Source organism: Parafrankia sp. BMG5.11 (genome assembly GCF_004337455.1).
The window spans coordinates 1-21,907 of sequence record NZ_SJXI01000032.1 but is presented as its reverse complement, the minus strand read 5'-3'; the positions used below and the strand labels follow the sequence as shown (position 1 = coordinate 21,907).

Sequence of the window (21,907 nt, the reverse complement as noted above, 5' to 3'; positions counted from 1 at the left end):
TGTGTCGGCTTGTCCAGTCTGAAATGAGGCCCGGTCGTGGCGACCGACAGCCCGACGACGACTGACGCTCCGCCTCCCCCTCCACCACCCCCGCCGCCAGACACGTCCACCCAGGAGAAGGCCTCGTCCCTCGACGGCCGGGGCGTGTCCGGCGGCGGCGGTCCGGACGCCACGCGACGTGAGAACGTGGACGACAGCGGCCCGGATACCGGTACGCAGGACCAACAGACCGGATCCGCCGACGTTGCCGATCAGCGGGCGGACAGCCTGGCCGCGCACACCGACGCGCCAGGACCGCCCGACAAAGCCGCCGCTTTGGATCGCGCCCCGGAGGATCGACAACTCAGCCACGAGGGCCCGAGCAGTGCGCCGGAGCAGCGCCAGCCCGCAGAACTGTCAGACCGGAGCCCGTCGCCGACAGTCGAGCCCAGTGCCCAGGACAAGGCGGGCATGCTCGACGGCGATCCCTCTTCTCGCGAACCGCAGAACGCAGATCAGCAAAGTTCGGCGAGGAACCAGGAACCGCAGGGGCTGGAGCCGCCAGGAAGCGGTCTTGGGCCGACGCCCGAGTTCCAGTCCCACCTCGATGACCGCAAGGCCGCCATGGAGGAGAGGTCCTCCGACGGAGCTGGCCCCAGCATCGACCCGCTGTCCCGGTCCGAGGAAGGCGTCGAGTCCGAGCCGGCAGTCCGGACGGAGCAGGGCAATGAGTTCCGGCCAGCGGTCCAGCCCGAAGCTGGACCGGACATCCGGAACGCAACTGATGCGCCCGATGCATCCACTGCGCCCGGTATACGAGGGGCGCCTGAGGCGTCTGCACCTGCCGCCCGAGTCGAGCAGCCGGACGGGCAGGACCCAGTAGACGTCCGGAACGACTCGGAGTCCCTGACAGCGCCCGATTCCAGCAGCGTGCGCGACCGTCCGCAACCGTCCCGCCAGGAGTCCGTTGACGAGGCGCCTTCGCCCACCATCGTCAACGACGGCACGGTCCACGAGAACGACCCCACCGGCAGCCCGTTGTCTGTCGAAGCAGACCCCGACCCGACGACCAGCACCGACGGCGAGACTGCCGAGGATCTGTTGCCGGATCCCGGCACTCCCGGCACCGACGGCACCGACGGCACCGACGGCCCGGAAAGCTCGGACGGCCGTGACGGCGACGCCGATCATGAAAGTGATGATCGTGACATCCCCTGGGGAGGCGAGCCTGAGGTCACCGGCCCGGCAGACGGCGTTGATGGTGTGAAGGCGGATGCGGTTCCCCGTAAGCCATACAACGGCCTGACGGCCGGCGAATACTCCGGTGGCACCGCCTACAAGAACAGATCGGAGCCGAAGCTACCCGAGACCACTGAGGATGGCACGCCCATCAGGTACAAGGAGTACGACCGCGACCCGTACGACGGCGTACAGAGAAATGGTCGGCGATTCGTCGTCGGCGACGACGACGCGCATTACTACACCGACGACCACTACCAGAGCTGGGTGAGGTTCCGTTGAGACAAGATCCACTGGAAGTGATCGGAAGCGGTCTGTTCGGTGGTGTTCACGCAGTGCCGGTCGACGGACTCGCGGCGACCGGTCGACTGGTTGCCGAGCTCTACCACAAGCTCGACCTCGGGACGGCCTCGCCGCGAGTACGGACGCTGCACGTCCGCGGCTCACGCTGTCGCACCTCCGCTGGCCTGTTTGACGAACTGGCAGCGGTTCTCCAGTTTCCCGCCTATTTCGGTGGTAACTGGTCGGCCCTCCATGACAGCTTGTACGATTTCCAGGTACCGGCCGACGCCGTCATCCTCGTGTTTTCCGACTTCTCCCAGGTGCTGTCCAAGGCCAAGAAGGAGGAGCTCGACTGGCTTCTCGAGGAGCTGACCGAGCTCTGCGGCACGCCGCGGACACCCGCTCCCGGAGACCGAAGTGTCACGGCCCTTCTAACCGATCATGCCGCGGGACTTTCCGCCGTCGCAAAGCTGCTGCCGGGCTGAACCAGACCAGCTCCGCGAGATTGAAACCTGTGGAAACGGCCGCCCAAGAAGGGACAGAGTTGAGCTGATCTACATTCGGCTCGGTTGCACGAGTTGGTGTTCGGTAACGCAGGGGGTTGCGATGAGGCAGGTGGAGGACGCTGAGGCGCTGCAGGCTGAGCTGCGTCGGCTCGTCCAGGCTGACGTGCCCGGCCCCGACCTGATCACGACGACGGCTGGCTTTGACGTCGCGTACGACACCGACTCCGATCTGGTCGCGGGCGCGGTCGTCGTTCTCGCCGCGCCGGGCTGGGAGGTGATCGCATCAGCCGCGGTGGTAGGTCGGGCGGCGTTTCCCTACATTCCGGGTCTGCTGTCGTTCCGGGAAATGCCGCCGCTGCTCGAAGCGTGGAAAACCGTTCTCCCGCAGTTGGCCGCGCCGCCAGATCTGTTGGTGTGCGACGGGCATGGCATCGCACACCCCCGACGGTTCGGACTGGCCTGTCATCTCGGTGTCACCCTGGACCTGCCGACGATCGGCGTGGCGAAGACCCCGTTTGTCGGCGACCACTCAACGCCTGGGCCGCGTCGGGGAGACCGAACGGCGATCATTCTCGACGGCGAGCCGGTGGGAGCCGCGCTGCGGACCCGTGACGGTGTCCGCGAGGTGTACGTCTCGGTCGGGCACCGCACCAACCTTGACTCCGCCTGCCGGTGGGTACTGGAGCTGTGCCCCAGGTACCGGCTGCCGGAGACGACCCGGGCGGCCGATCAGCTCAGCCGAAGGGCGCTCGCCGAAGCCCGGACCGCGTCTCGCTGAGGGAGCATGGCCGGTGCGGCCCGGCCGAGGGCGCACAGCAAACAGTTCGGCGACGCACCAGTTCGGATGCTGGCTCCCACCACCATCAGGTCAGGACGCGACCGGGGACGATGCTCGACGCAGGGCGTCCAGGATGGTCTCCACCGGCTGGGCGCCGGAGATGCCGTAGGTGCGGTCGACGGCGTAGAACGGCACGCCGCTGATGCCGAGCGCGCGGGCCTGGCGGATGTCGTCATGGACGTCGTCGGCGTGCGCGTCGCCGTCGAGGACTTCGCGGGTTCTGTCTGCCGGCAGGCCGGCTTCGGTGGCGAGTCGGACGAGCGTGTCCGTGTCGTCGACGGCCGCGCCGTCGGTCAGGGTGGCGCGCATCAACCGTTCCTGCGTCGCGCCGGCGAGGTTGTACGTGGCGGCGAAGTGGATGAGGCGGTGCGCGTCGAAGGTGCTGGCGGTGACGGCCCGGTCGAGGTGGTAGGTCAGGCCTTCCTCGGCGGCCAGTGCGCTGACGCGGTCGTTCATGGCCTTGGCCTCGGGCGGGGTGACGCCGTACTTGCGCGCGAGCATCTCGGAGGTCGGGATGTTCTCCCCGCGTGGCTGCGTCGGGTCGAGCTGGAAGCTGCGCCAGACGACCTCGACCTCGTCGGCGTGCTCGTACCGGGTGAGTGCCTTCTCCAGCCGTCGCTTGCCGATGTAGCACCACGGGCAGACGATGTCGGACCAGACTTCGACCTTCATGGTGCCTCACCTTACTGCGACGCAACCGGCCGCGGCCCGTGCGCTCCCTGGGCATCGTCGGAAGGGACCCGCGGTGCTCGGCGGGTACCTCGCCGGGAACATGGGGAAGGATCAAAGGCGACAGGTATGCGGCATTGTGTTCCGGTCGGGGCCGGCGCTGCTTTCCGCCGGATGGGATTCCTCTTCGCAGTCAAAGAGGAGAAACATTTCGGCAGTAGTTCAGTAGTAATCGGTCCGGTGGTTGACGGTGCTTACGCCACGATGCGACGCTCGGCGGGTCCGGTGGTCCGGTGGTCCGGTGGTCCGGTGGTCGGAATGCCGGCAGCGTTCGCGTGAGGAAAGCCCCGAGCGGGCAGACAGGCGGTGCCGTGGCGAGCACTGGCGGTGTGGTCGGGGCCGTCCGATGAATGGCCAGGTGCAAACTCGGGCGGGTGATGGCACGGCGGGGAGGCCGCGGCGGCTGACATTCGGGGCGTTGCTGCACGGCTCAGGTGGGCACATCGCGGCCTGGCGCCATCCGCTCTCGCCGCCGGACGGGCAGCTGGACCTGCCTTTTCACATCCGGCTCGCCCGGACGATGGAACGCGGCACCTTCGACGCGCTGTTCATCGCGGACGTGGTCGCGATCTGGGGCCACGACCTGGACTCCCTGCGGCGCACCGCGCGCGCCGACCGCTTCGAGCCGCTCACCCTGCTTGCCGCGCTGTCAACGGTGACGGAACGGATCGGCCTGGTAGCGACCGCGACCACCACGTACAACGAGCCCTTTCACATCGCCCGCAAGTTCGCCTCGCTCGACCATCTGTCGGGAGGCCGCGCCGGCTGGAACGTGGTGACCTCGGTCGTCCCGTTGGAGGCGGGCAACTTCGGCCGCGACACCCACCTCGACCATGCCCTGCGCTACCGGCGGGCGGAGGAGTTCGTCGACGTCGTCCGTGGTCTCTGGGACAGCTTCGACGACGACGCGTTCCTCCGCGACCAGAAGACCGGCATCTACTTCGACGAGGCCAGGCTGCACCGCCTCGACCACCGCGGGAAGCACTTCGCGGTGACCGGGCCGCTCAACATCCCGCGGCCGCCACAGGGCCGTCCGGTGATCGTGCAGGCCGGCTCGTCGGACGCCGGTCGCGCGCTGGCCGCCTCGGTCGCCGACGTGGTGTTCACCCACCATCCCGACCTGGCGGGCGCGCAGGCGTACTACGCCGACCTGAAGGCGCGCACCCAGGCGGCTGGCCGGAACCCGGACGAGGTGGTCGTGCTGCCCGGCCTGTCGACGGTCGTGGGCCGCACGATCAGCGAGGCCGAGGACAAGTTGGAACGGCTGACCGCGCTGCTGGACCCGCGCGTCGCGCTGGCGGACCTCGCCTACTGGCTCGGTGGCGTCGACCTGACCGCCCATCCGCTGGACGGGCCGCTGCCGGATCTGCCGCCCTCCAACCAGAGCCGGAGCGCCCAGCGGCACATCGTCGAGCGGGCCAGGGCCGGCGGCCTGACCATCCGCCAGCTCGCCCACCAGCTCGCCCGTGACACCAGGACCATCGTCGGTACCCCGGAGTCGATCGCCGACCACATCCAGGAATGGTTCGAGGGCCGCGGCGCGGACGGCTTCAACGTCGTCTTCCCCTATCTCCCGGACACGCTCGACGACTTCGCCACCCTGGTGATTCCGGAGCTGCGCCGCCGCGGCCTGTTCCGTACCGAGTACACCGGCCGCACATTGCGCGAGAACCTCGGGCTGTCTCTCCCGCCCAGCCGCTGGTCCGCCGTCCAGGCACGGTCGCTCCGGTGAGGATTGCACGCGATCGAGTTCCAGATGTCCCGTACAGAGAGGGGTCACGGTGACCGTCACCCGAACCGCGCCTTACGAAACGCGCCGGGCCAGCCCGGTCCTCGGCGCCGAGATCGTCGGTGTCAACCTGGCGGACGGCGTCGACGACGCCACCGCCGAAGCCCTGCGCGAGGATTTCTGGAAGCACAAGGTCCTGGTGTTCCGTGGCCAGAACCTCTCACCGGACGCGCACGTGAAGGCGGGCACGGCCGCGACGTGGCACGTCGGCGGAACCTGGCAGAACCCTCCGTTCAACAGCGAGTCACTGACCTATCAGGTCGTGCCGGAGGTCGGCGGTCACACGCTGTGGGCCGATCTGCAGGCGGCATACGACGGCCTGTCCGAGCCCTTCGAGCGGCTCCTGGAATCGGTCAACGCCGTGTACAGCGCCTACCCGGGGGACGGGACCTACAACCGGCCGCCGGTGACCGAGACCATCGAGCACCCGGTGGTGCACACACACCGGCATACCGGCCGTAAGGGGCTCTTCATCAGCTCGTCGGCCCTCCGCCTGACCGGAATCAGCCCGGCTGAGGGAGAAGCCCTCCTGCCGTTCCTCCTGGCCCACGCCTCCTCACCGAACCACACCGTGGGCTTCGGCTGGAAGCCGGGGGACTTCGTGATCTGGGACAACCAGGCCACGTGGCACTACGCGGTGAACGACTACGACGGCCCGCGCGAGTATTGCAAGGTCATCGGCAGCTGATCTTCAAGGGGTCTCCCGCCGGTCCCGCCGGTCCCGCCGGTTGGGGCCGGGCGGTGGGTTCGAGGACCAGATCGGCCGCCAGATCGGCCGCCCGCCTCCGAGCCCGCGTTGCGGCTGGGCGGCGGATATCCGGACGTCCCGCTGCAGATACCGGCTGGTGGCCAGACCCCGGACGGCGCTTCCTACACCTACAGCGCCAACGAGGCCAGTGTCGGCGACCTCGACGGTGACGGCGAGTACGAGATCGTCGTCAGGTGGGACCCGTCCAACGCCAAGGACAACTCCCAGGCCGGCTACACCGGCGACGTCTACCTCGACGCGTACGAGCTGTCCGGCACCCGGCTGCGGCGGATTGACCTGGGGCGCAACATCGGCGCCGCCATGCCCGCCGCCCCCTGGCCGGACGTGTACACGCCTCGGTAGCGGCCGCTCCGTCCTTGCGGGTGGCTGGCTCGGGCGCAGCGGCCTCGGGCCACGGGGCCCTGCTCGACTGGAAGATCGTGAGGCAGAGTCAGTAGACCTGATCGCCTGGTGTGGCCTTCTCGTGGGCGAAAAGTGGAGCAGCTTGCGCCTGATCTTCCGGGCCATCCGGATGGGGAACCCCAAGTACCAGGGCGTCTGAGGTGTACGGACCTATCTCTCGTGAGCCGAGATTCGCGCACACGATGACATTTCTGCCGACCAGTTCATCCTCTGACAGCAGCGCATACTGACCTACCGAGTGACGGATTCCGAGACTCCCCAGATCCAGTTCGATGACACGGCACGGAAACCTTGTACCCTCGGCCAGTGGAGCCGAGATCACTCGCGCTACGCGCATGTCAATGTTCTCGAACTTGCCAAAGGTGATCTTCGGCTTGAGTGGTGGTCCTTTTTTGGCTGCCATCCCGCGCGCGTCCTGTTCTCTGATTCTGCTGGGGTGTAACTCTCGCTGGTGGGCCTAAGGGGTCGAGGTTCATTCGACTGCAAGCTGGTCCCGGCGACGCGGGTGCAGCAACCCGAAATGATACCCGATCTTCTTCGGGAGGATTTTCAGTGCCCACCCAGATGATAAACGCCGGCCGCGATCAGATCCTCCGGCCCTTGTTTCGCAAGCACCCTCATCTGCGGGATTGGGCCGGAGGGTCGGGCGACGGCCGCTGGGCAAGAAGGGTGCGCGGTAGATCCCAGTGACCGTCCGTGGCGCAGTGACCTGCATCCACGGCTCCCTACGTCCGTCCCTGACGCGCGACCCCGGGTCGTCGCCTGCCTCGCCCGTGAAGCCAGCTGCCCCTTTGGTGCAGATTCTCCCTGATGTCCGGTTGTTGTGTCGGGTGTGGTTCCCCGAGGGGGCCGCAACGGAAACGGAATAGGGATCGTCCGATTACCTGTAGTCACCAATGTGTTTCCTAATGCGATTACGACAGGTTTCGGGATATTGAGGCCATCGGCCACGATATCGTCGCGCCAACTGTGAGCAAGTAGGCCTTCGGAGGTGCTGACTGTGGTCGGTTCCAGCTCAGATGTTCCTGGATGGCGCCCAACGATCTTCATTGGTAGTTCAGGGAAGTCCGTCAACAGGGGAATCGTAAACACGCTGGCAGCCGAGCTGGTCGACCGGTTCGAGCTACACCTCTGGCGAAATGTATTTCCGCCGGGGGCCTACATCCTCGATGTTCTGCAGAAAGAACTCAGAACCGTCGATGCCGCAATACTTATCTTCGGTGCGGACGACGAAGTCGCCCGAGGTGAACGAGACTTCATTTCAAGTCGCGACAACGTGATCCTGGAGTATGGGTTCTTTGTTGCTGGGCTGGGTCGGGATCGGGTCTGCGTACTTCTAGAGGAGGGAGTGACACTGCCGACGGATCTGGTCGGTCTGACGGTCGAGCAGTTTGACGGCAGTAACGATATAAAGCTCGGCGTGACGCTGGAAGGATGTGCCCGCCGGATCAAGGAGCGATGGGAATCTCTGCGCAGGAACAAACTTAGCACGTCAATTCCAAATGACTCGGTCGGAGCGCTGTTCGGCTACTCGAAGACCATTGAACGCGAGCAGAATCGGCTGGACAAGCTTGTCAGCTCACTCGGTGAGTCGGTTGCAAGTATTACTGACGTTTATGACGAACCAGTTTACTTTGACTCCCCGGACAGCGCGTTGTCCAGCTATGCGGAAGCACTCGCTCTGGTGAAGCGCCGGTTCTGGACAACGACGTTCCTTTCTAGCGGATTTTGGAGCCGGCCGCAGCCGAGTGTTCTCACTGCGAATGCTCAGATGATGGTGCGGCTCAGTCGCAACGGCGGCGAGGCGCGCCGGCTGTTCATTCTTGACCAGGATGTCGAAGCTGTGGTCCAGGCCTTCCGGGCGGACCGCATTCATCTCCGTGAACTGGCGCGAGGACGGGAACTGCGCGAGTCGGCCAACCGTTTTGAGCACGTCAAGCGCAACATAAGGGCGATGATCGCCGCAGGTTTTGAAGTCCGGGTGGTGTTCGATGCGTGGAGCCTGCATCGCGCTCTCCCGCCGGGGTTGATTGATGACCCCTACGACAACGAGCTGGCAATTTACGACGAGTTCCGAGTGGACTCTTTCCAGGGTGGTAGTATGGGAAGTATTCGCGGCGTGAAAAGTCATTGTGCGACGACGCGCGAGTTTGCGTCGTACCTAGCCGCGACTGAAACCTACTTCGATGACCTATGGCAGGAAGCACAACCAGTGGATAGTTTCCTCCAACTCATGCAGAACTCCATCAGGAGCGCCGATACAAGGATCGACTACACGGGTAACTGGTTGACGGCGTACGAGTTCGATCTCGATGGCGAGGACGAGCGATTGAAGACACTTGAAGCTCGTCGAGCAGTAGCCGCGATTGAGTCCATCGGGCGCTGGGGAAACCTGCGGAGTCATCTCGATGTTGGCACTTGCACGGGCAGGTACATCGCCCTCTTCAGGGATGCCACGGTTCCCAGCGGAGAACTCATCGGCATCGACGACGACCCTGACTGCGTCCGTTTCGCTCAGGCCAGTCTTGAACGACGTTTCCCGGGAGACGAACGGATCAGGATTGAACACGTTGATTTCTCCTCGGATCGGCTACCGAGAGGAGACTTCGATCTTGTCACCTGTATGCTGGGCACTCTGTCTCATTTCGGCTGGGATCGGAAGCTCTCGCGAAACGACAATCTGCAGAGCATAATCCAGCGTATGCGGGAGATACTCGCGGACGATGGTGTTCTGCTACTCGGAACGTGGTCGCAGTTTGCTCGCGATCAACGGCGCCTGCTCGGCATCTATCAAGATTCGGATCGCGAGCGACTGGCTCGATGGACTCCTCCGGTCGACGAGCTCCACGACCGTCTCCGACAGGCCAGATTCGAGATCGAGCTGTTCGAAAAGCCTGAGGCCAGGCTGGATCTGACAGTGTGTCGCCCCGTCTGATCTTGTCGTTGGTCACACACTGTGGGCCGATCTGCAGGCGCCGCTATGCGGTCCCGTCCGTCGGGCCGGGCAGGAAGCGGCTGGTTGCGGCGGCGAGCGCGGCCGGCTGCTGCTCCTGGACGTTGTGGCCCGCCTCGATCTCGACGATCTCGGCCCGCGGCACGCGGGCGCGGAACTCGCCGATCGTCTCCGGTGCGAGAAAGCCGTGCGTGCCGTGAACCAGAAGAACCGGCACGGTCGACGTCTCCAGCGCTGCACAGGCCGCGGAAGTCGACGTCGATCTAAAACGGGTCTTCGAAGTTATGCGGTGCGGAGGTGTCCGCGGGCTCGGCGGGTGGTGACGCAGCGTGCTCGGAGGCGCTGGTTGGTCGGGTTGCGGAAGCCGTAAGCGGAGCGGCCGACGAACTTGATCACGCGGTTGATCCCCTCGCTCTTGGCGTTGCTGATGCCGGTGTTCAGGAAGGCTTCGATCTCGGGCCACCAGCAGCGCCTGGCCGATCGGGCCCTGGTCCATCAGCGGGTTCCACATCCGCTCGAACTCAGCGTCGGTGAGGTCTTCGCGGTTGCGCAGCAGCTTGCGCCGGGCCTTCCACTCCGTGGTCCGGCCACGCCGGCCGCGGACGCTTCGGGTGAGACGGCGGCGCACCAGATTGAGCGTCTTGTTGGCGAGCTGAACGACATGGAAGTGATCAACTACGACGGTGGCGTGCGGCAGGCCGGTGCGCACGGCGGCCCGGTAGGACGGTGACATGTCGATGGCCACGAACCGGATGGCCTGGCGCCAGGCGAGCGGGGTGCCGGCCAGCCAGGCCAGCACATCACCGGTGGCCCGTCCTTCGATCTGGCCGAGCAGCCCACCGTGACCTGCGGCGTCGATAAATCCGGTGTGCCAGCGATCCGCTGCCGGAGACCACTTTCCTGTCTCCGGGTCCTTCTCCCAGCGGGCCCTGCCCCGCCGGGTCTCGTCGATGCCCAGCACCCGATATCGGCAAGCGGCGCCTGAGTCACCGCCTCGGCGGCGCTGCGGAACGCGGCCATCACCTGTAGGGTCTCAGCGCGCGTGACATGTCGATCTTGTTTGACCGGCGGGTTCGTTGGTTGTCTCACGGAATATCACTTGGCTTGAGTCTCAGTTCCACGGCATTTCTTCAGATTTCGCGCTTTCTGCGTCGTAGCTTGTTCGGCGGCCTGGTTGCGCTTGAGGTGCCCAGGTCCGGTTCGCTGGCGGGCTGCTGCCGTGCAAGGGCGAGGTCGAGATCCGTCGGGTGCCCGAGCTGGCGAGTACGCCACACTGAGCCCTGACCACGAGGACTACCTGTGAGCCCAGATCGCGCACCGATGAGTTTCCCGCACGGCGCCGGTCTATACGCCGGAGTCCGACTCACGGAAGGCTGGCGCCATGCGGAAACTGATCTACGGCATGAACCTGACCCTGGACGGCTACATCGCCGCGGCCGGCGACGACATCGGCTGGAGCGGGCCGCCGAGCGACGAGCTGTTCCAGTGGTGGCTCGACCACGAGCAGGCGAGTGGCCTGTCGCTGTACGGGCGCAAGCTGTGGGAGACGATGAGCTCCTACTGGCCGACCGGCGACCAGCAGCCCAACGCCACCCCGGCGGAGATCGAGTTCGCGCGGAACTGGCGGGACACGCCGAAGGTGGTGTTCTCCTCGACGATCGACAAGGTCGACTGGAACACCCGCCTGGTCACCGGCGACGCGATCGCCGAGATCACCCGGCTCAAGGCAGAGGACGGCGGCCCGATGGGCATCGGCGGCGCGACGCTCGCCGGGGCGGCCATGCGGGCCGGGCTGATCGACGAGTACGCGATCGCCACCCATCCGGTTCTGGTGGGCGGCGGCACGCCCTTCTTCGCCGCGCTGGACAGCTGGGTGAACCTGGATCTGGTGGAGACGCGGACGTTCCCCGGCGGCGTGGTGCTGACCAGGTACGAGACGAGGCGCTGAGCGGGAGGCTTTCCGTACCGCTGCCACTGCGGTGACCGAGGCGCCGCTGCCGGACATCGAGGTGCTGGGGATCGACGAGACCCGCCGGGGCAGGGCCCGCTGGGAGAAGGACCCGCAGACGGGGAAGTGGTCTGCGGCGGCCGATCGCTGGCACACCGGATTCGTCGACGCCGCAGGCTGCGGCGGTCTGCTGGGGCAGATCGAGGGACGGGCCGCCGGCGATGTGCTGGCCTGGCCGGCCGACACCCCGCTCACCTGGCGCCAGGGGGTTCGTTTCGTGGCCATCGACATGTCCCCGTTGTGTCGGGCGGCGATCCGCACCGGACTGCCGCAGGCCACCGTGGTGGTCGATCATTTCCATGTGGTGCAGCTTGCGAACAAGATGCTCAATCTGGTGCGCCGCCGTCTGACCCGCACACACCGCGGCAGACGTGGCCGGGCCGGAGATCCGGAGTGGAAGGCCCGGCGCAAGCTGCTGCGCAACCGCGAGGATCTGACCGACGCTGAGTTCGAGCGGATGTGGAACCCGCTGATGGACCAGGGCCCGATCGGCCAGGCGCTGCTGGTGGCCCGAGATCGAAGCCTTCCTGAACACCGGCATCAGCAACGCCAAAAGCGAAGGGATCAACCGCGTGATCAAGTTCGTCGGCCGCGCCGCCTATGGCTTCCGCAACCCGACCAACCAGCGCCTCCGAGCACGCTGCGTCACCACCCGCCGAGCCCGCGGACACCTCCGCACCGCATAACTTCGAAGACCCTCTAAAACGCGGCGTGGTCTGGGTGGAGTCGATCGCCCGTCGTCCCTGACACAAGCTCGGACCGGCCCGGCGTCGATCCGTCGGCGAGCTGCTCGAGCAACTCGGCTGCCCGGGTCTCGCGTCCTGCCTGCGCGATCTCGGCCTGCATCCGACGCGCGGCGGTGGCGTACCGGGAGTCGGCGAGAACCTTCGCGACAGCTCCACGGATCACGTCCGGCTCCGGGGTCTGAGTGCGCAGGTTCACCCCGACGCCGGACGCGGCCACCCGGGCGTTGACCTCGATCTTGTCCTCGGTCCTGCCCGCGCCGACGATCGGGACACCGTGCGAGAGCGCGAGCTGCACGCCGCCGTAGCCGCCGTTGGTGACGAACACCTCGACCCGCGGTAGTAGCTGGTCGAACGGGATGAACCGCTCCACCCGCGCGTTGGCCGGCAGCGGCCCGAGCTCTGCCGGGTCGCTGCCCCCGGTGACCGCGACGACGAGGACGTCCTCGTCCGCGAGCCCGGCCAGCGCCGGTCGGATCAGCTGATCGGCGTCGGTGGCGACGGTCCCCTGGTTGACGAGCACGACCCGCCGTCCGGACAGCTCGTGCCACCAGGACGGCGGCTCCCACCCGGGGTCGACCGGCGGGCGCGGCGGCCCGACGAAGGCGACCTGGCCGGGCAGGTCCGAGACGTCGTACTCGAAGCTGGGCGGACTGAACTGCAGATAGAGCTGAGTGGCCAGCGGGTAGGAGAAAATCGTCCCGGCCGTCGCGGGAAGGCCGAGCATCCGCCGGGTCCGGTTGATTTCGGCGGTGACCGGCCGATACACCACCTGGCGGGTGAAGCCGGCCAGCGCCTTGTTGCGCAGCCGGCCCAGTGGGCCGGTGGCCGGCGCCAGACCCATGCCGAAGGGCGCGAGATCCCTGCTGGGGAAAGGCAGGACGCTGATGCCGAAACCGGCCACCGGCGGTCCGCCCAGTTCCTGCAGGAGTACCCCGCCGATGAATGCGGTGTCGGTGACGACGGCGTCAGCCGGCTCCTCCTGCAACAGTGCCATCAGGTCCCGCACCTGGTTCGGCACGGGCTTGGAGAACCCCTGAACCAGGTCGAACTGCAGCTTTTTCAGCCCGGACAGCTCCCGACGCCGCGGATAGTGCTCCTCCAACCCGACGAGGCTGTAGTCGAAGTCGGGATCTGTGATCGGGTGGAATTTCGCACCAACGGCGGTGATCTTTTCCGCGAAAGCGACGCCGGTGTACCAGCGCACGGTGTGGCCGCGTTCGATCAGGGCGCGGGCGATGGGCAGCGCGGGCACGGTGTGGCCGACGGCCGGGACTGTGGCGAACAGGAATCGGGCCACGACGGATTCTCCTCAGACAGGTCGATGTCTGTGCGACAGTCTGCGTGCGAGCTGCCACATCGGGCGCCAGTCAAGCATTCTGTTCGAGCGATGCTCGGACTTTGTCGGTGGCATGACAGCGTACGGTGACTGATCAACTCCGTGCGCCCACCGGAGGCCTCAACCCACATGCCGCCACGCCGACGCGCCCGTGCTCACACCTGACCACAGACCCGATCTCGGGGCGGACGAGCTCAGCCGGCCCCGCAGCGCGCGCCTACTTCAGTCGGCCGTCCTCGATCAGTGTGCGCAGGCCCCGGCGGTCCGGCTTGCCGCTCGGCAGGGCCGGCACCTCGTCGTCCGCGGCGACGATCCACCGGGTCGGAACCTTGTAGCTCGACAGGAGCGTGCGGGTGCGTGAGGTCAGACCGTCCACGTCGACGTCCGTGCCGGTCGTGCCGGCCGGAACGATGACCGCGCACACCTCCTCGCCGCGGGTCGGATGCTCGACACCGGTCACGACACAGTGCGCGACCTCGGGGAACTCCTCGATGACGGCCTCGACCTCGCGCGGTGCCACGTTCGAACCGGCGACCTTGACGAGCTCGCTGTCCCGGCCGACGTAGAACAGCCGCGGGTCGCCCGTCCTGCGGTAGACGCGGTCGCTGGTGTGGTACCAGCCGTCCGCGTCGAAGACCTCCGCGCGCTCGCGCTTGTTGTAGCCGGCCATCGAGCCGATGCCACGGATGAGCAGCTCACCGACGGTCCCGTCCGGGACGCGCTCGCCGGCGGCGTCGACGATCGCGGTCTCGGTGAACGCGAAGCTGCCGCCGGACTCGGTCAGGCTGCGGTGGATCGGATGGCCGTCCGGGACGCCCGCCATCGCGAGGTCCACCGGCCCCTCCCGCAGCGCGGGGGCGCTGCGCAGGTCCCGGCTGGGGAAGGACGGGTGCAGCCGCAGCTGCTGGGTGAACGCGGGCCATCCGACGACGCCGTTCGCCCGTTCCCGTTCGGCGAGGTCGAGGGCCGGCCCGGCTTCCAGCCGCGCCAGCACCAGGACCGCGACGGGTGCGTGCAGAGCTCCGGTCGCGGCCAGGATCCCGCCGATCCAGAAGAACGGCATGGCGCACAGGATGCGTGGCCCGTGGTCGACGCCGGTGAGCCCGCGGATCGCCGCCGGCCAGGTGGAGGTCTGGCGCACCAGCGTGCCGTGGGTGTGCAGCACGCCCTTCGGGTCGGCGGTGGAACCGGAGGTGTGAACCATGATCGCCAGGTCGGCCGGGGTGACCTCGGCCTGCACCGCGGCGAGCAGCTCGGCCCGCACCAGCGGCGGGTCCCGCGGATCCCATCGGGTGGCCCAGCCCCGGTCCGTCCGCCCGGTCAGCACGATCCGCCGCAGGTACGGCGCGCCCGCCAGCTCGAGCTGGCCGGCCGGCTGCCCGGCCAGCTCGGGGAACGCCGTCTCGAACCGCTGCGCGACGTCGATCCGCAGCACGGTCGTCGGTGCCACCAGGAGTTGCACATCGGCCAGCCGCACGACCTTGGCGATCTCCGCCGGCGGGTACAGGGTGCTGAGCGGAACGGCCACGGCCCCGATCCGGCTCACGGCCAGCCACCAGACGGCCCACTCGACGCCGCTGGGGAAGAACAGGCCCACCCGGGTGCCCTTACCGACGCCCTCGTGCAACAGCCACCGGGCCACCCGGGCGGACTGTTCCTCCGCCTCGGCGTAGGTCAGCCGGTCGGTGAGGGAGACGATGTAGTCGGCGGAGCCGAACTCCCGAGCGCAGCGCCCCAACAGGTCAGGGATGGTCGGTCGGATCTCGTCGCCGGTCGACGTCATCGCCCTCGCTCCGTCCTTCAGCCGGTGGCGGCGCCAGGCGCGGCCCCGACGCGACGCCGGCCCCGACGCGACGACGGGGCCTACGCACATGGCGGGGGCCTACGCGATGGCGGGGCCGCACCGCCTGACGGCCGTCGCCTGACCCTCGCACGGGCCCGCCACCACCCATGCTCCCAGAACGGGCGAGCCACTCGCCGGCCCGCCCGTCGGTCAGGGCAGCAACGCCTCGGCGAACCGGTGGAGCCAGCGGTCGAAGAACTCGGCTTCGCCGCTGAGACGCAGGACGACCTGGTCGGCGCCGGCGGTGTGGTACTCACGGATGCGGGTGACGATCGTGTCGAGATTCCCCCAGGCGGTCACCGCGTCGACGAATCTGGCGTCGAGGTCGGCGATCTCGGAGTCCGTGAATCCCATGCGGAGGAAGTTGCGGTGGTAACCCGGCACCGTGCGCAGGAACCGCAGCCCTTCAGCGGCCGCGGCCCGTGCGGTGGCCGGATCGCTCTCGGGCACGACCGTCAGCAGCACAGCCAGTGCCGAGCCCGGGCCGAGCGTCGCCCGCGCCTCCTCGACATATTCAGGGGTCACCAGGTACGGGTAGGCGCCGGCCGCGCGGTCCCGGGCGAGGGCGAGGACCGCCGGGCCGAGTGCGGCGAGCACGCGCGAGGCCGCGGGCACGACAGGGGCTTCGGTGTCGAGGTCGTCCAGGTAGGAGTTGAGCGTTCGCAGGGGCTTGGGGCCATGCGCGCCGCCGAGGCCGACGACGAACCTGCCCGGTGCGGCCTTCTCGAGGTCCGTGTAGCTTTGCGCCACCTCGCGGGCCGGTACGACGTCCACCGAAAGGATGCCGCTGGCCACCTGGATGTGCTCCGTCGCACGCACGACCCGGTCGATGGCAGGCAGGTTGTTTCCCTGGCCACCGGCCAGCCAGACGGTCGAGTAGCCCGCGGCCTCCGCTTTCCGCGCGAGATCGATCTGGGCGTCGGGATGGTCCGCCGCGAGCCCGGAAGCCGCGATACCGATCGGTCCAAGAGTCACCATGACTGGCACAATCGCACGGCAGGCCTTCCGTGTTCCGCACGGTCGCCTCGCCCGGACGGCGGCACCGCGGCGGGGCCGGCGGCGTGCGATGACCTGCGCGTCGAGTGCTTCCGCGCGCTGCGTGCGGCTCGCGGATCAGATCGGCGATCGCTTCCGTCGGTTTCGTCCCGTACGGAGACCGGGCGCCTTACGCTCGGCGATGGCGATGGCGATGGCGATCGGCGGCGGCGGCGAGGAGGAGGCACCTTGACCACACCGGACCGGGTGCGCGTGGGCAGGGGCAGCTGGCCGAAGGACGGTTACGGGGGCACCGTCGACGCCGCTGGAACCGGTTTCGGCCCCTACTACGGGATCGGTGCCGGCGAGCGAGCTCCCGAGGGCAGCAGCCAGGACGACATCGCGGCCGTGCGGGCCGCGGTGAAAGCGATCCAGCGGGCGCTGAACTGGCACAACGGCCCGGGCACGCCGATCCCGACTGACGGCCGGTTCACCGAGCGGACGAGGGCTGCGGTGATCGCCTTCCAGCAACACCGACAGCCGGTCATCAACCAGGACATGTACCTCGCCGCCACCGAGCGGAACCCGCCGGGCCTGGTCCACAAGGAGACCTCGTACGCGCTGTTCATGCCGATCGCCGACCGGTACGCAACCAAGTACACCGTTCCGCGGGGACTGCTGCGGGGCGTGACGGCGCTTGAGAGCAACTGGGATCCCGGGGCCGTCGGCTACTGGACCAACTCCGATTTCGGGCTCTGCCAGTGGAACACCACACTGCCGGACGTGACGAAGGACCGGGCGCTCGATCCGTACTGGGCCCTTGATTCGACCGCCAGGGCGATGCGTGAGCGGTACGACTCCGACCGGTGGGGCCACAACTGGACGTATGTGATCGTCGCCCACAACGTTCCCACCTGGGCTGCCGAGTGGGCGCAGGGCAAGCTCACGGCGACGAACCCCGAGGACAAGCCGAAGCTCGACCGCATGACCGGCTACCTGACCAACGTGCTCGCCCGGACCTGGTGACGGCACACGACTCAGCCGGAGGGGGACGGGCGGGCCTTCTGCGGGCTCGTCCTCGGCACCGGCACCCCGGCCCTCGGCTTGACCTTCGAGTCGGGTCGAAGGTTTACCGTCCGGCTCATGGCCACCTATCGCATCTCGCAGCTGGCGGACCGCTGCGGCGTTCCGGCGAGCACGTTGCGGTTCTACGAGACCGCGGGCCTGCTGCCCGCCGAGCGCGCTCCGTCGGGTTACCGCGTCTACGGCGAGGAGGCGGTGCAGCGGCTGGCGTTCATCTCGTCCGCGAAGCTCCTCGGCCTGGCACTGGAGGAGATCGGTGATCTCCTGACGGTCTGGGAGCGGGGGGTGTGCGCGGCGGTCCGGGAACGGATGCTGCCGCTCGTCGCCGCCCGTATCGCTGACGCCGACCGGCGGGCCGCCGAACTGGCCGCGTTCTCGGCGCGTCTGGCAGCGTTCCACACCGAGCTCGCCGAGCCGGCACCGGCGGGTGGCTGCGGCCCGGACTGCGGCTGCCTGACCACCACCCCGGCGCAATCCAGCACCCCGGCGAAGTCCGGTCCGGTGCCGCTCACGCTCACCCCGGGGCGACCTGAGATCGCCACCGACGATCCGGCATCGCAGTCGATACCGGTGGCCTGCACTTTGAGCGGCGGCGAACAGGCCGAACGGGCCGCCCGATGGCGCCGGCTGCTCCAGGAGGCAGACAGCCGGGAGGAGATCGTTGACGGCCTGCGGCTGACGTTTCCACCCGGCCCCGACCTCGCCGCGCGGGTCGCCGCACTCGCCGCGGCCGAGCAGGACTGCTGCGCCTTCTTCGCCTTCACTCTCCAGCTCACCGCCACCGGTCTGGTGCTGACCGTCCATGCCCCCGAGACCGCCACCGCCCTGCTGACCGACCTGTTCGGAGTGTCCGCATGAACCCCTCCGCTTCTGCGACCCGTCCGCGCCGTTGGTCGACGATCGGGGCCACCGCGGCGGCGTTCGCCGCCTGCGCGGTGTGCTGCATCGGGCCGTTGCTCGCCGTGCTCGGCGCCGTCGGCGCCGTGGCGACCGTCGCCGCCGTCTGGGTTCCCGCGCTGGCCGTGGCGGCGGTCGCGGCGCTGCTCGGCGCCGTCGTGGTCCGCCGTCGCCGCCGCACCGCCTGTCAGGCAGTCACCGGACCGGTCGACCTGGGCCTGCCCACCCCCCGCAATCACCAGAACCCGGCGACACCTACCCGGCGCTGAACCGCACGACCCCGACGGGAGACGGCGGGGCGCCGGTGACCTGCGACGATGACAGGAACATACTCGGCCAGCGATCAAGGAGTCTGACGCTGACGCAGAAACCGGTCGGCCTGGTCGCCCGGATGGAACACCATCAGGTCGCGGTCTATCTCACTGCCATGACCGCCGGTGCCGTGCTCGGCCTTACGGCACCCGGCCTCGGACCGGGTCTGGAACACGCGATCAACCCGCTGCTCGGGGCGCTTCTCTACGTGACGTTCCTCCAGGTCCCCGCCGCCGAACTGGCCCGCTCCCTGCGCGACGGCCGGTTCCTCGCCGCCGCGCTGGTCGTGAACTTCGCAGTCGTGCCGCTTGTGGTCGCCGCGATGTTTCCGTTCCTGCCGGACGATCAGGCCGTCCGCCTCGGGGTGCTGCTGGTTCTGCTCTGCCCCTGCATCGACTGGGTCATCGTGTTCACCGGCCTTGCCGGAGGCAGCAGCCGGCGTCTGCTCGCCGCGACCCCGCTGCTCCTGCTCGCGCAGATGCTGGTCCTCCCTGTCCTGCTGTTCGCCTTCCTCGGCTCGGACCTGGCCGACATCGTCGACGCCGGGCCCTTCCTCCAAGCGTTCCTCACCCTGATCGTCGTTCCGCTGGCCCTGGCCTGGGTCACCCAGGGCTGGGCAGCCCGCAGACCAGCCGGGCAGCACGTGTCGGAGACGGCCAGCGCGGCGATGGTCCCGCTGATGGCCGCCGTGCTCATCGCCGTCGTCGCCTCCCAGATCCCGAAACTCGACGGCAGGCTCGGCGACGTCGCCGCCGTCGTCCCGTTCTACCTGGCATTCCTCGCCGTCATGGCGTTCACCGGGAAGGCGCTGGCCCGTCTGTTCCGCCTCGACGTCCCCTCGGGACGGGCGGTGCTGTTCACCGGTGCCACCCGTAACTCCCTCGTCGTCCTCCCGCTCGCCCTCGCTCTGCCCGACCAGTTCGCCGTCGTACCGGTCGTCGTGGTCACCCAGACCCTCGTCGAAGTCCTCGGCATGGTCGCCTACGTCCGCCTCGTGCCACGACTACTCCCCGCACCCCACCCCGCCTGATCTTCGGTGGTATTCACGCCTGTCCCTGGCACATTGGTCACGCCCCAACTGCTGGTCACTGTGCGCCCCCGAAACGGCGTGCCGATAATCGTGCGCCGGCCCGGACGGTGCCCCGGGTGTTACCGCGTGGCGCTGCCGGTGGACGCCATGGAGGGAGCCAGCTGGGGGTCGGTGATGCCGTGCGGGCAGGTAAGCCGGTCGATATCCCATCCGGCTCGGGTTGCTCCGGCGCGGTAGGCACTCTCGTAGAAGTCGAGGACTGTGCCCCGGCGGTCGGGGCTGTCCTGAATGGCGCCCAGGGGTAGTACCGCGAGGTGGCTGCTGCCGCGTGGCGTCCAGAGAGCGGCATCTGGTCGTAGCCGCCCGTCGGTGATTCCGGCGGGTTCGGGGGCGGTGTAGGAATAGAAGGCCGGTTCGGGCATGGAGGCGTCGCCGAACCAGAATCCGAAACTGATGACCTCACGTGAGTACGCTTCGCGCGTCACCGGGTCGACGTCGGTAGGCTGGTCGATCCGGCGGTCACTGAAGCGGGTATGGGACAGGTCGAACGTATGCCAGAAATGGTGCACCGGGCTGACCTTGCCGGAGAAGCCGCCGGCGAACTCCTCCAGGATCAGGTTGACCTGACTGAGCAACTGCCAGTAGCGCGTCACCTGTGCCGGGTCGTACGCGGCGTGTTCCGTGTCGTCCTGGAACGGCCGGGCGGAGTCGGGAAGGTCGAAGGGATGCGGATGGTCGATGTGCACCGTGATGCCGAGCGCTCCGAGCGCCTCGAGCGTCTGATGGTAGAAGGATGCGACCGATCGCCCCGCGAGCGGGAACGACACCGTCTCGCAGTCCAGCCTGTGTACGACGAGGTCGTGTCCGACGAAGTCGAAGTCGATCGTGAAAATCGGGTTACCGTCGACGAGGCCCATCGGACGGGACGTGATACCGCGGCCGGTGAGGTGGAACGGGACGTTCCACCAGTGGTTCCGACGTGGGCTGGCGCTCAACCGGATCTTTCCTACGACCTGCACGTACCGGTGCAGCGTCTCTTTGGTGCCTGCCCATGACGACAGCGGCATCGGGGCCAGCAGTTCGATCATGGCGCTCCTTCGACGGCGAACCCTCGGACCGCACCAGCATGGGCACCTACCGCTCGGCGCGCATCCCGGCGGCCAGGTGCGGCCGGTTTCGGTCGGCCGTGGCCTGTTCGCCGGCGTCCACCGGCGACGTTGTCGCCGTCGAGATCAGGCAGGACACCGCGTGCGGGAAGTGCGTCGCATCGCGTATCCCTATAGGGGTGAATGCGCTGAGACAGCGGGCGAGCGGTGCCGCCTTATCCGGCGGACCAGGGAGGTAAGGGGGACGCGGGTAGCCTCCCGGAAACCGTGGTGCCGTTTCCAGGCGCCGAGCGGATGCTCAGGGCGCCCCCCCGCCGCGCCCACCCGGTCCGCCATCCCGAGCAGGCCCGTGCCACCGCCTTCCGGGGCGGCCGGATCGAAGCCGGGACCATCATCACTGACCGTGAAGCTGAGGACCCCGTCGGCCAGCCCGATGTCGACGCACACGGCGGCACCCGGCGCATGTTTGGCTGCGTTCTGCATCGCCTCCAGACAGGCGAAGTACGCGGCAGCCTCGGTCTGACGGGGCGGCCGCTGGCCGTTCAGGGACTCCGTTCCCGTCACCCGGACCGTCCCGGGCGCGGTTCTGGCCCGGGCCCGTGGGAGTAGGCTTAGCCGAATGCTCGCCGCCGACGATGGGCAGACACTGCGTATGCGCGATCCAGGAGTGGTTCCCGACAGTGCGGAAGTCGCGCGGCGGCTAACAGCCGAGGCGCTCGTGGCCGAGCTGTTCAGCCGGTTCGACGCCCGCGACGTGGACGCCGCGCTGGCGCTGTACACCGAGGACGCGACGGTGTTCCAGGCCCACGGGAGGGACGCAGTCCGGTCCGTGATGGAGCGCGGTATGTCGCCGTTGCGTGGCCGACACCTGATCACGAACCTGCGGGCCTGGTCGCTCGATGCCGATCGCACAGCGGTCGAGTACACGGCGGCGGCGTTCACGCTTGAGGGCGACGGGCCGTTCACCGCGCGGTCCGTGTTCGACCACCGCCAGCTCCAGCGGCGCGAGCCGGACGGTGTGTGGCGCATCGCCGAGCACGAGATCCACGGTTACACCCCGCCGGCCTAGAGCGCCGGTCAGGTAG

At 68.1% G+C, this 21,907-nt stretch carries 21 protein-coding genes and 3 pseudogenes; 15 read left to right on the top strand and 9 right to left on the bottom strand.

Going from position 1 to position 21,907, the window contains the following annotated elements; all coding sequences use genetic code 11:
* The first annotated feature begins 450 nt into the window (after window positions 1-450).
* From E0504_RS22255 to E0504_RS22245, 3 genes are all read left to right on the top strand, one after another.
* Window positions 451-1,500, top strand: coding sequence for a ribonuclease domain-containing protein (locus E0504_RS22255; protein WP_131625804.1), 1,050 nt, complete (start codon window positions 451-453; stop codon window positions 1,498-1,500).
* A 53-nt stretch (window positions 1,501-1,553) separates the two neighbouring features.
* Window positions 1,554-1,985 carry a barstar family protein gene (locus E0504_RS22250; RefSeq protein ID WP_207974580.1) on the top strand — a complete coding sequence of 144 codons (432 nt, stop codon included), beginning with the start codon at window positions 1,554-1,556 and terminating at the stop codon, window positions 1,983-1,985.
* Between the two features lie 121 nt (window positions 1,986-2,106).
* Window positions 2,107-2,784 (top strand): endonuclease V, encoded by a 678-nt coding sequence (locus tag E0504_RS22245; protein ID WP_112106057.1) that lies wholly within the window; start codon window positions 2,107-2,109, stop codon window positions 2,782-2,784.
* Between the two features lie 90 nt (window positions 2,785-2,874).
* On the opposite strand, the gene E0504_RS22240 is transcribed toward E0504_RS22245, so the two are convergent.
* Window positions 2,875-3,516 carry a DsbA family oxidoreductase gene (locus tag E0504_RS22240; protein WP_112106056.1) on the bottom strand — a complete coding sequence of 214 codons (642 nt, stop codon included), beginning with the start codon at window positions 3,514-3,516 and terminating at the stop codon, window positions 2,875-2,877.
* 403 nt (window positions 3,517-3,919) lie between these two features.
* Here E0504_RS22240 and E0504_RS22235 point away from each other — a divergent pair, with 403 nt between their 5' ends.
* The 3 genes and pseudogenes from E0504_RS22235 to E0504_RS22225 form a co-directional block, all read left to right on the top strand.
* Window positions 3,920-5,305 (top strand): LLM class flavin-dependent oxidoreductase, encoded by a 1,386-nt coding sequence (locus E0504_RS22235; RefSeq protein WP_112106055.1) that lies wholly within the window; start codon window positions 3,920-3,922, stop codon window positions 5,303-5,305.
* A gap of 49 nt (window positions 5,306-5,354) precedes the next feature.
* Complete coding sequence (locus E0504_RS22230; protein ID WP_131625803.1) at window positions 5,355-6,050, top strand: TauD/TfdA family dioxygenase; 696 nt, start codon at window positions 5,355-5,357, stop codon at window positions 6,048-6,050.
* A gap of 114 nt (window positions 6,051-6,164) precedes the next feature.
* A pseudogene (locus tag E0504_RS22225) lies at window positions 6,165-6,428 on the top strand (rhamnogalacturonan lyase); the annotation flags it as partial.
* A gap of 133 nt (window positions 6,429-6,561) precedes the next feature.
* Here the strand turns inward: E0504_RS22225 and E0504_RS22220 are convergent.
* On the bottom strand, window positions 6,562-6,936 hold the full coding sequence (locus tag E0504_RS22220) for a tRNA-binding protein (protein ID WP_112106053.1): 375 nt from the start codon (window positions 6,934-6,936) through the stop codon (window positions 6,562-6,564).
* A 588-nt stretch (window positions 6,937-7,524) separates the two neighbouring features.
* Here E0504_RS22220 and E0504_RS22215 point away from each other — a divergent pair.
* On the top strand, window positions 7,525-9,468 hold the full coding sequence (locus tag E0504_RS22215) for a TIR domain-containing protein (protein ID WP_131625802.1): 1,944 nt from the start codon (window positions 7,525-7,527) through the stop codon (window positions 9,466-9,468).
* Window positions 9,469-9,768: 300 nt separating this feature from the next.
* Here the strand turns inward: E0504_RS22215 and E0504_RS54305 are convergent, their stop codons facing one another.
* On the bottom strand, window positions 9,769-9,915 hold the full coding sequence (locus E0504_RS54305) for a transposase (RefSeq protein WP_368672067.1): 147 nt from the start codon (window positions 9,913-9,915) through the stop codon (window positions 9,769-9,771).
* A 124-nt stretch (window positions 9,916-10,039) separates the two neighbouring features.
* Window positions 10,040-10,447, bottom strand: a pseudogene (locus E0504_RS54300) (transposase); the annotation flags it as partial.
* 420 nt (window positions 10,448-10,867) lie between these two features.
* Here E0504_RS54300 and E0504_RS22205 point away from each other — a divergent pair.
* The 3 genes and pseudogenes from E0504_RS22205 to E0504_RS54295 all read left to right on the top strand — a co-directional run bounded on the left by E0504_RS22205 (window position 10,868) and on the right by E0504_RS54295 (window position 12,180).
* A complete protein-coding gene (locus E0504_RS22205; RefSeq protein ID WP_112106050.1) occupies window positions 10,868-11,434 on the top strand; it encodes a dihydrofolate reductase family protein in 567 nt (188 codons plus the stop codon).
* A gap of 31 nt (window positions 11,435-11,465) precedes the next feature.
* A pseudogene (locus E0504_RS22200) lies at window positions 11,466-11,957 on the top strand (transposase); the annotation flags it as partial.
* A 52-nt stretch (window positions 11,958-12,009) separates the two neighbouring features.
* Window positions 12,010-12,180, top strand: a complete 171-nt coding sequence (locus E0504_RS54295; RefSeq protein ID WP_368672034.1) for a transposase — start codon at window positions 12,010-12,012, stop codon at window positions 12,178-12,180.
* Between the two features lie 13 nt (window positions 12,181-12,193).
* Here E0504_RS54295 and E0504_RS22195 read toward each other — a convergent pair whose 3' ends face one another.
* From E0504_RS22195 to E0504_RS22185, 3 genes are all read right to left on the bottom strand, one after another.
* Window positions 12,194-13,537 (bottom strand): glycosyltransferase, encoded by a 1,344-nt coding sequence (locus E0504_RS22195; RefSeq protein WP_112108251.1) that lies wholly within the window; start codon window positions 13,535-13,537, stop codon window positions 12,194-12,196.
* 256 nt (window positions 13,538-13,793) lie between these two features.
* Window positions 13,794-15,359: a class I adenylate-forming enzyme family protein gene (locus E0504_RS22190; RefSeq protein WP_071062114.1), complete on the bottom strand. Its 1,566-nt coding sequence runs from the start codon at window positions 15,357-15,359 to the stop codon at window positions 13,794-13,796.
* Between the two features lie 210 nt (window positions 15,360-15,569).
* Window positions 15,570-16,397 carry a TIGR03620 family F420-dependent LLM class oxidoreductase gene (locus E0504_RS22185; RefSeq protein WP_112108250.1) on the bottom strand — a complete coding sequence of 276 codons (828 nt, stop codon included), beginning with the start codon at window positions 16,395-16,397 and terminating at the stop codon, window positions 15,570-15,572.
* Window positions 16,398-16,643: 246 nt separating this feature from the next.
* On the opposite strand from E0504_RS22185, the gene E0504_RS22180 reads away from it, so the two are divergent.
* The 4 genes from E0504_RS22180 to E0504_RS22165 all read left to right on the top strand — a co-directional run bounded on the left by E0504_RS22180 (window position 16,644) and on the right by E0504_RS22165 (window position 19,716).
* Window positions 16,644-17,420, top strand: coding sequence for a peptidoglycan-binding protein (locus E0504_RS22180; RefSeq protein WP_112108249.1), 777 nt, complete (start codon window positions 16,644-16,646; stop codon window positions 17,418-17,420).
* 117 nt (window positions 17,421-17,537) lie between these two features.
* A complete protein-coding gene (locus E0504_RS22175; RefSeq protein ID WP_112108248.1) occupies window positions 17,538-18,335 on the top strand; it encodes a MerR family transcriptional regulator in 798 nt (265 codons plus the stop codon).
* Window positions 18,332-18,643 (top strand): hypothetical protein, encoded by a 312-nt coding sequence (locus E0504_RS22170; RefSeq protein WP_200835426.1) that lies wholly within the window; start codon window positions 18,332-18,334, stop codon window positions 18,641-18,643. Before E0504_RS22175 ends, E0504_RS22170 begins: the two co-directional genes overlap by 4 nt.
* Before the next feature lie 89 nt (window positions 18,644-18,732).
* The gene (locus E0504_RS22165) at window positions 18,733-19,716 is read left to right on the top strand and encodes an arsenic resistance protein (protein WP_112108253.1); all 984 of its coding nucleotides are present in this window, start codon (window positions 18,733-18,735) and stop codon (window positions 19,714-19,716) included.
* Between the two features lie 119 nt (window positions 19,717-19,835).
* Here the strand turns inward: E0504_RS22165 and E0504_RS22160 are convergent, their stop codons facing one another.
* A complete protein-coding gene (locus tag E0504_RS22160; RefSeq protein ID WP_131625799.1) occupies window positions 19,836-20,804 on the bottom strand; it encodes a DUF5996 family protein in 969 nt (322 codons plus the stop codon).
* A 189-nt stretch (window positions 20,805-20,993) separates the two neighbouring features.
* Entirely contained in the window at window positions 20,994-21,386 is a 393-nt protein-coding gene (locus tag E0504_RS22155; RefSeq protein ID WP_112108246.1) for a sensor histidine kinase, read from the bottom strand.
* 55 nt (window positions 21,387-21,441) lie between these two features.
* On the opposite strand from E0504_RS22155, the gene E0504_RS22150 reads away from it, so the two are divergent.
* Window positions 21,442-21,891 carry a nuclear transport factor 2 family protein gene (locus tag E0504_RS22150; RefSeq protein WP_112108245.1) on the top strand — a complete coding sequence of 150 codons (450 nt, stop codon included), beginning with the start codon at window positions 21,442-21,444 and terminating at the stop codon, window positions 21,889-21,891.
* The last annotated feature ends 16 nt before the right edge of the window (window positions 21,892-21,907 follow it).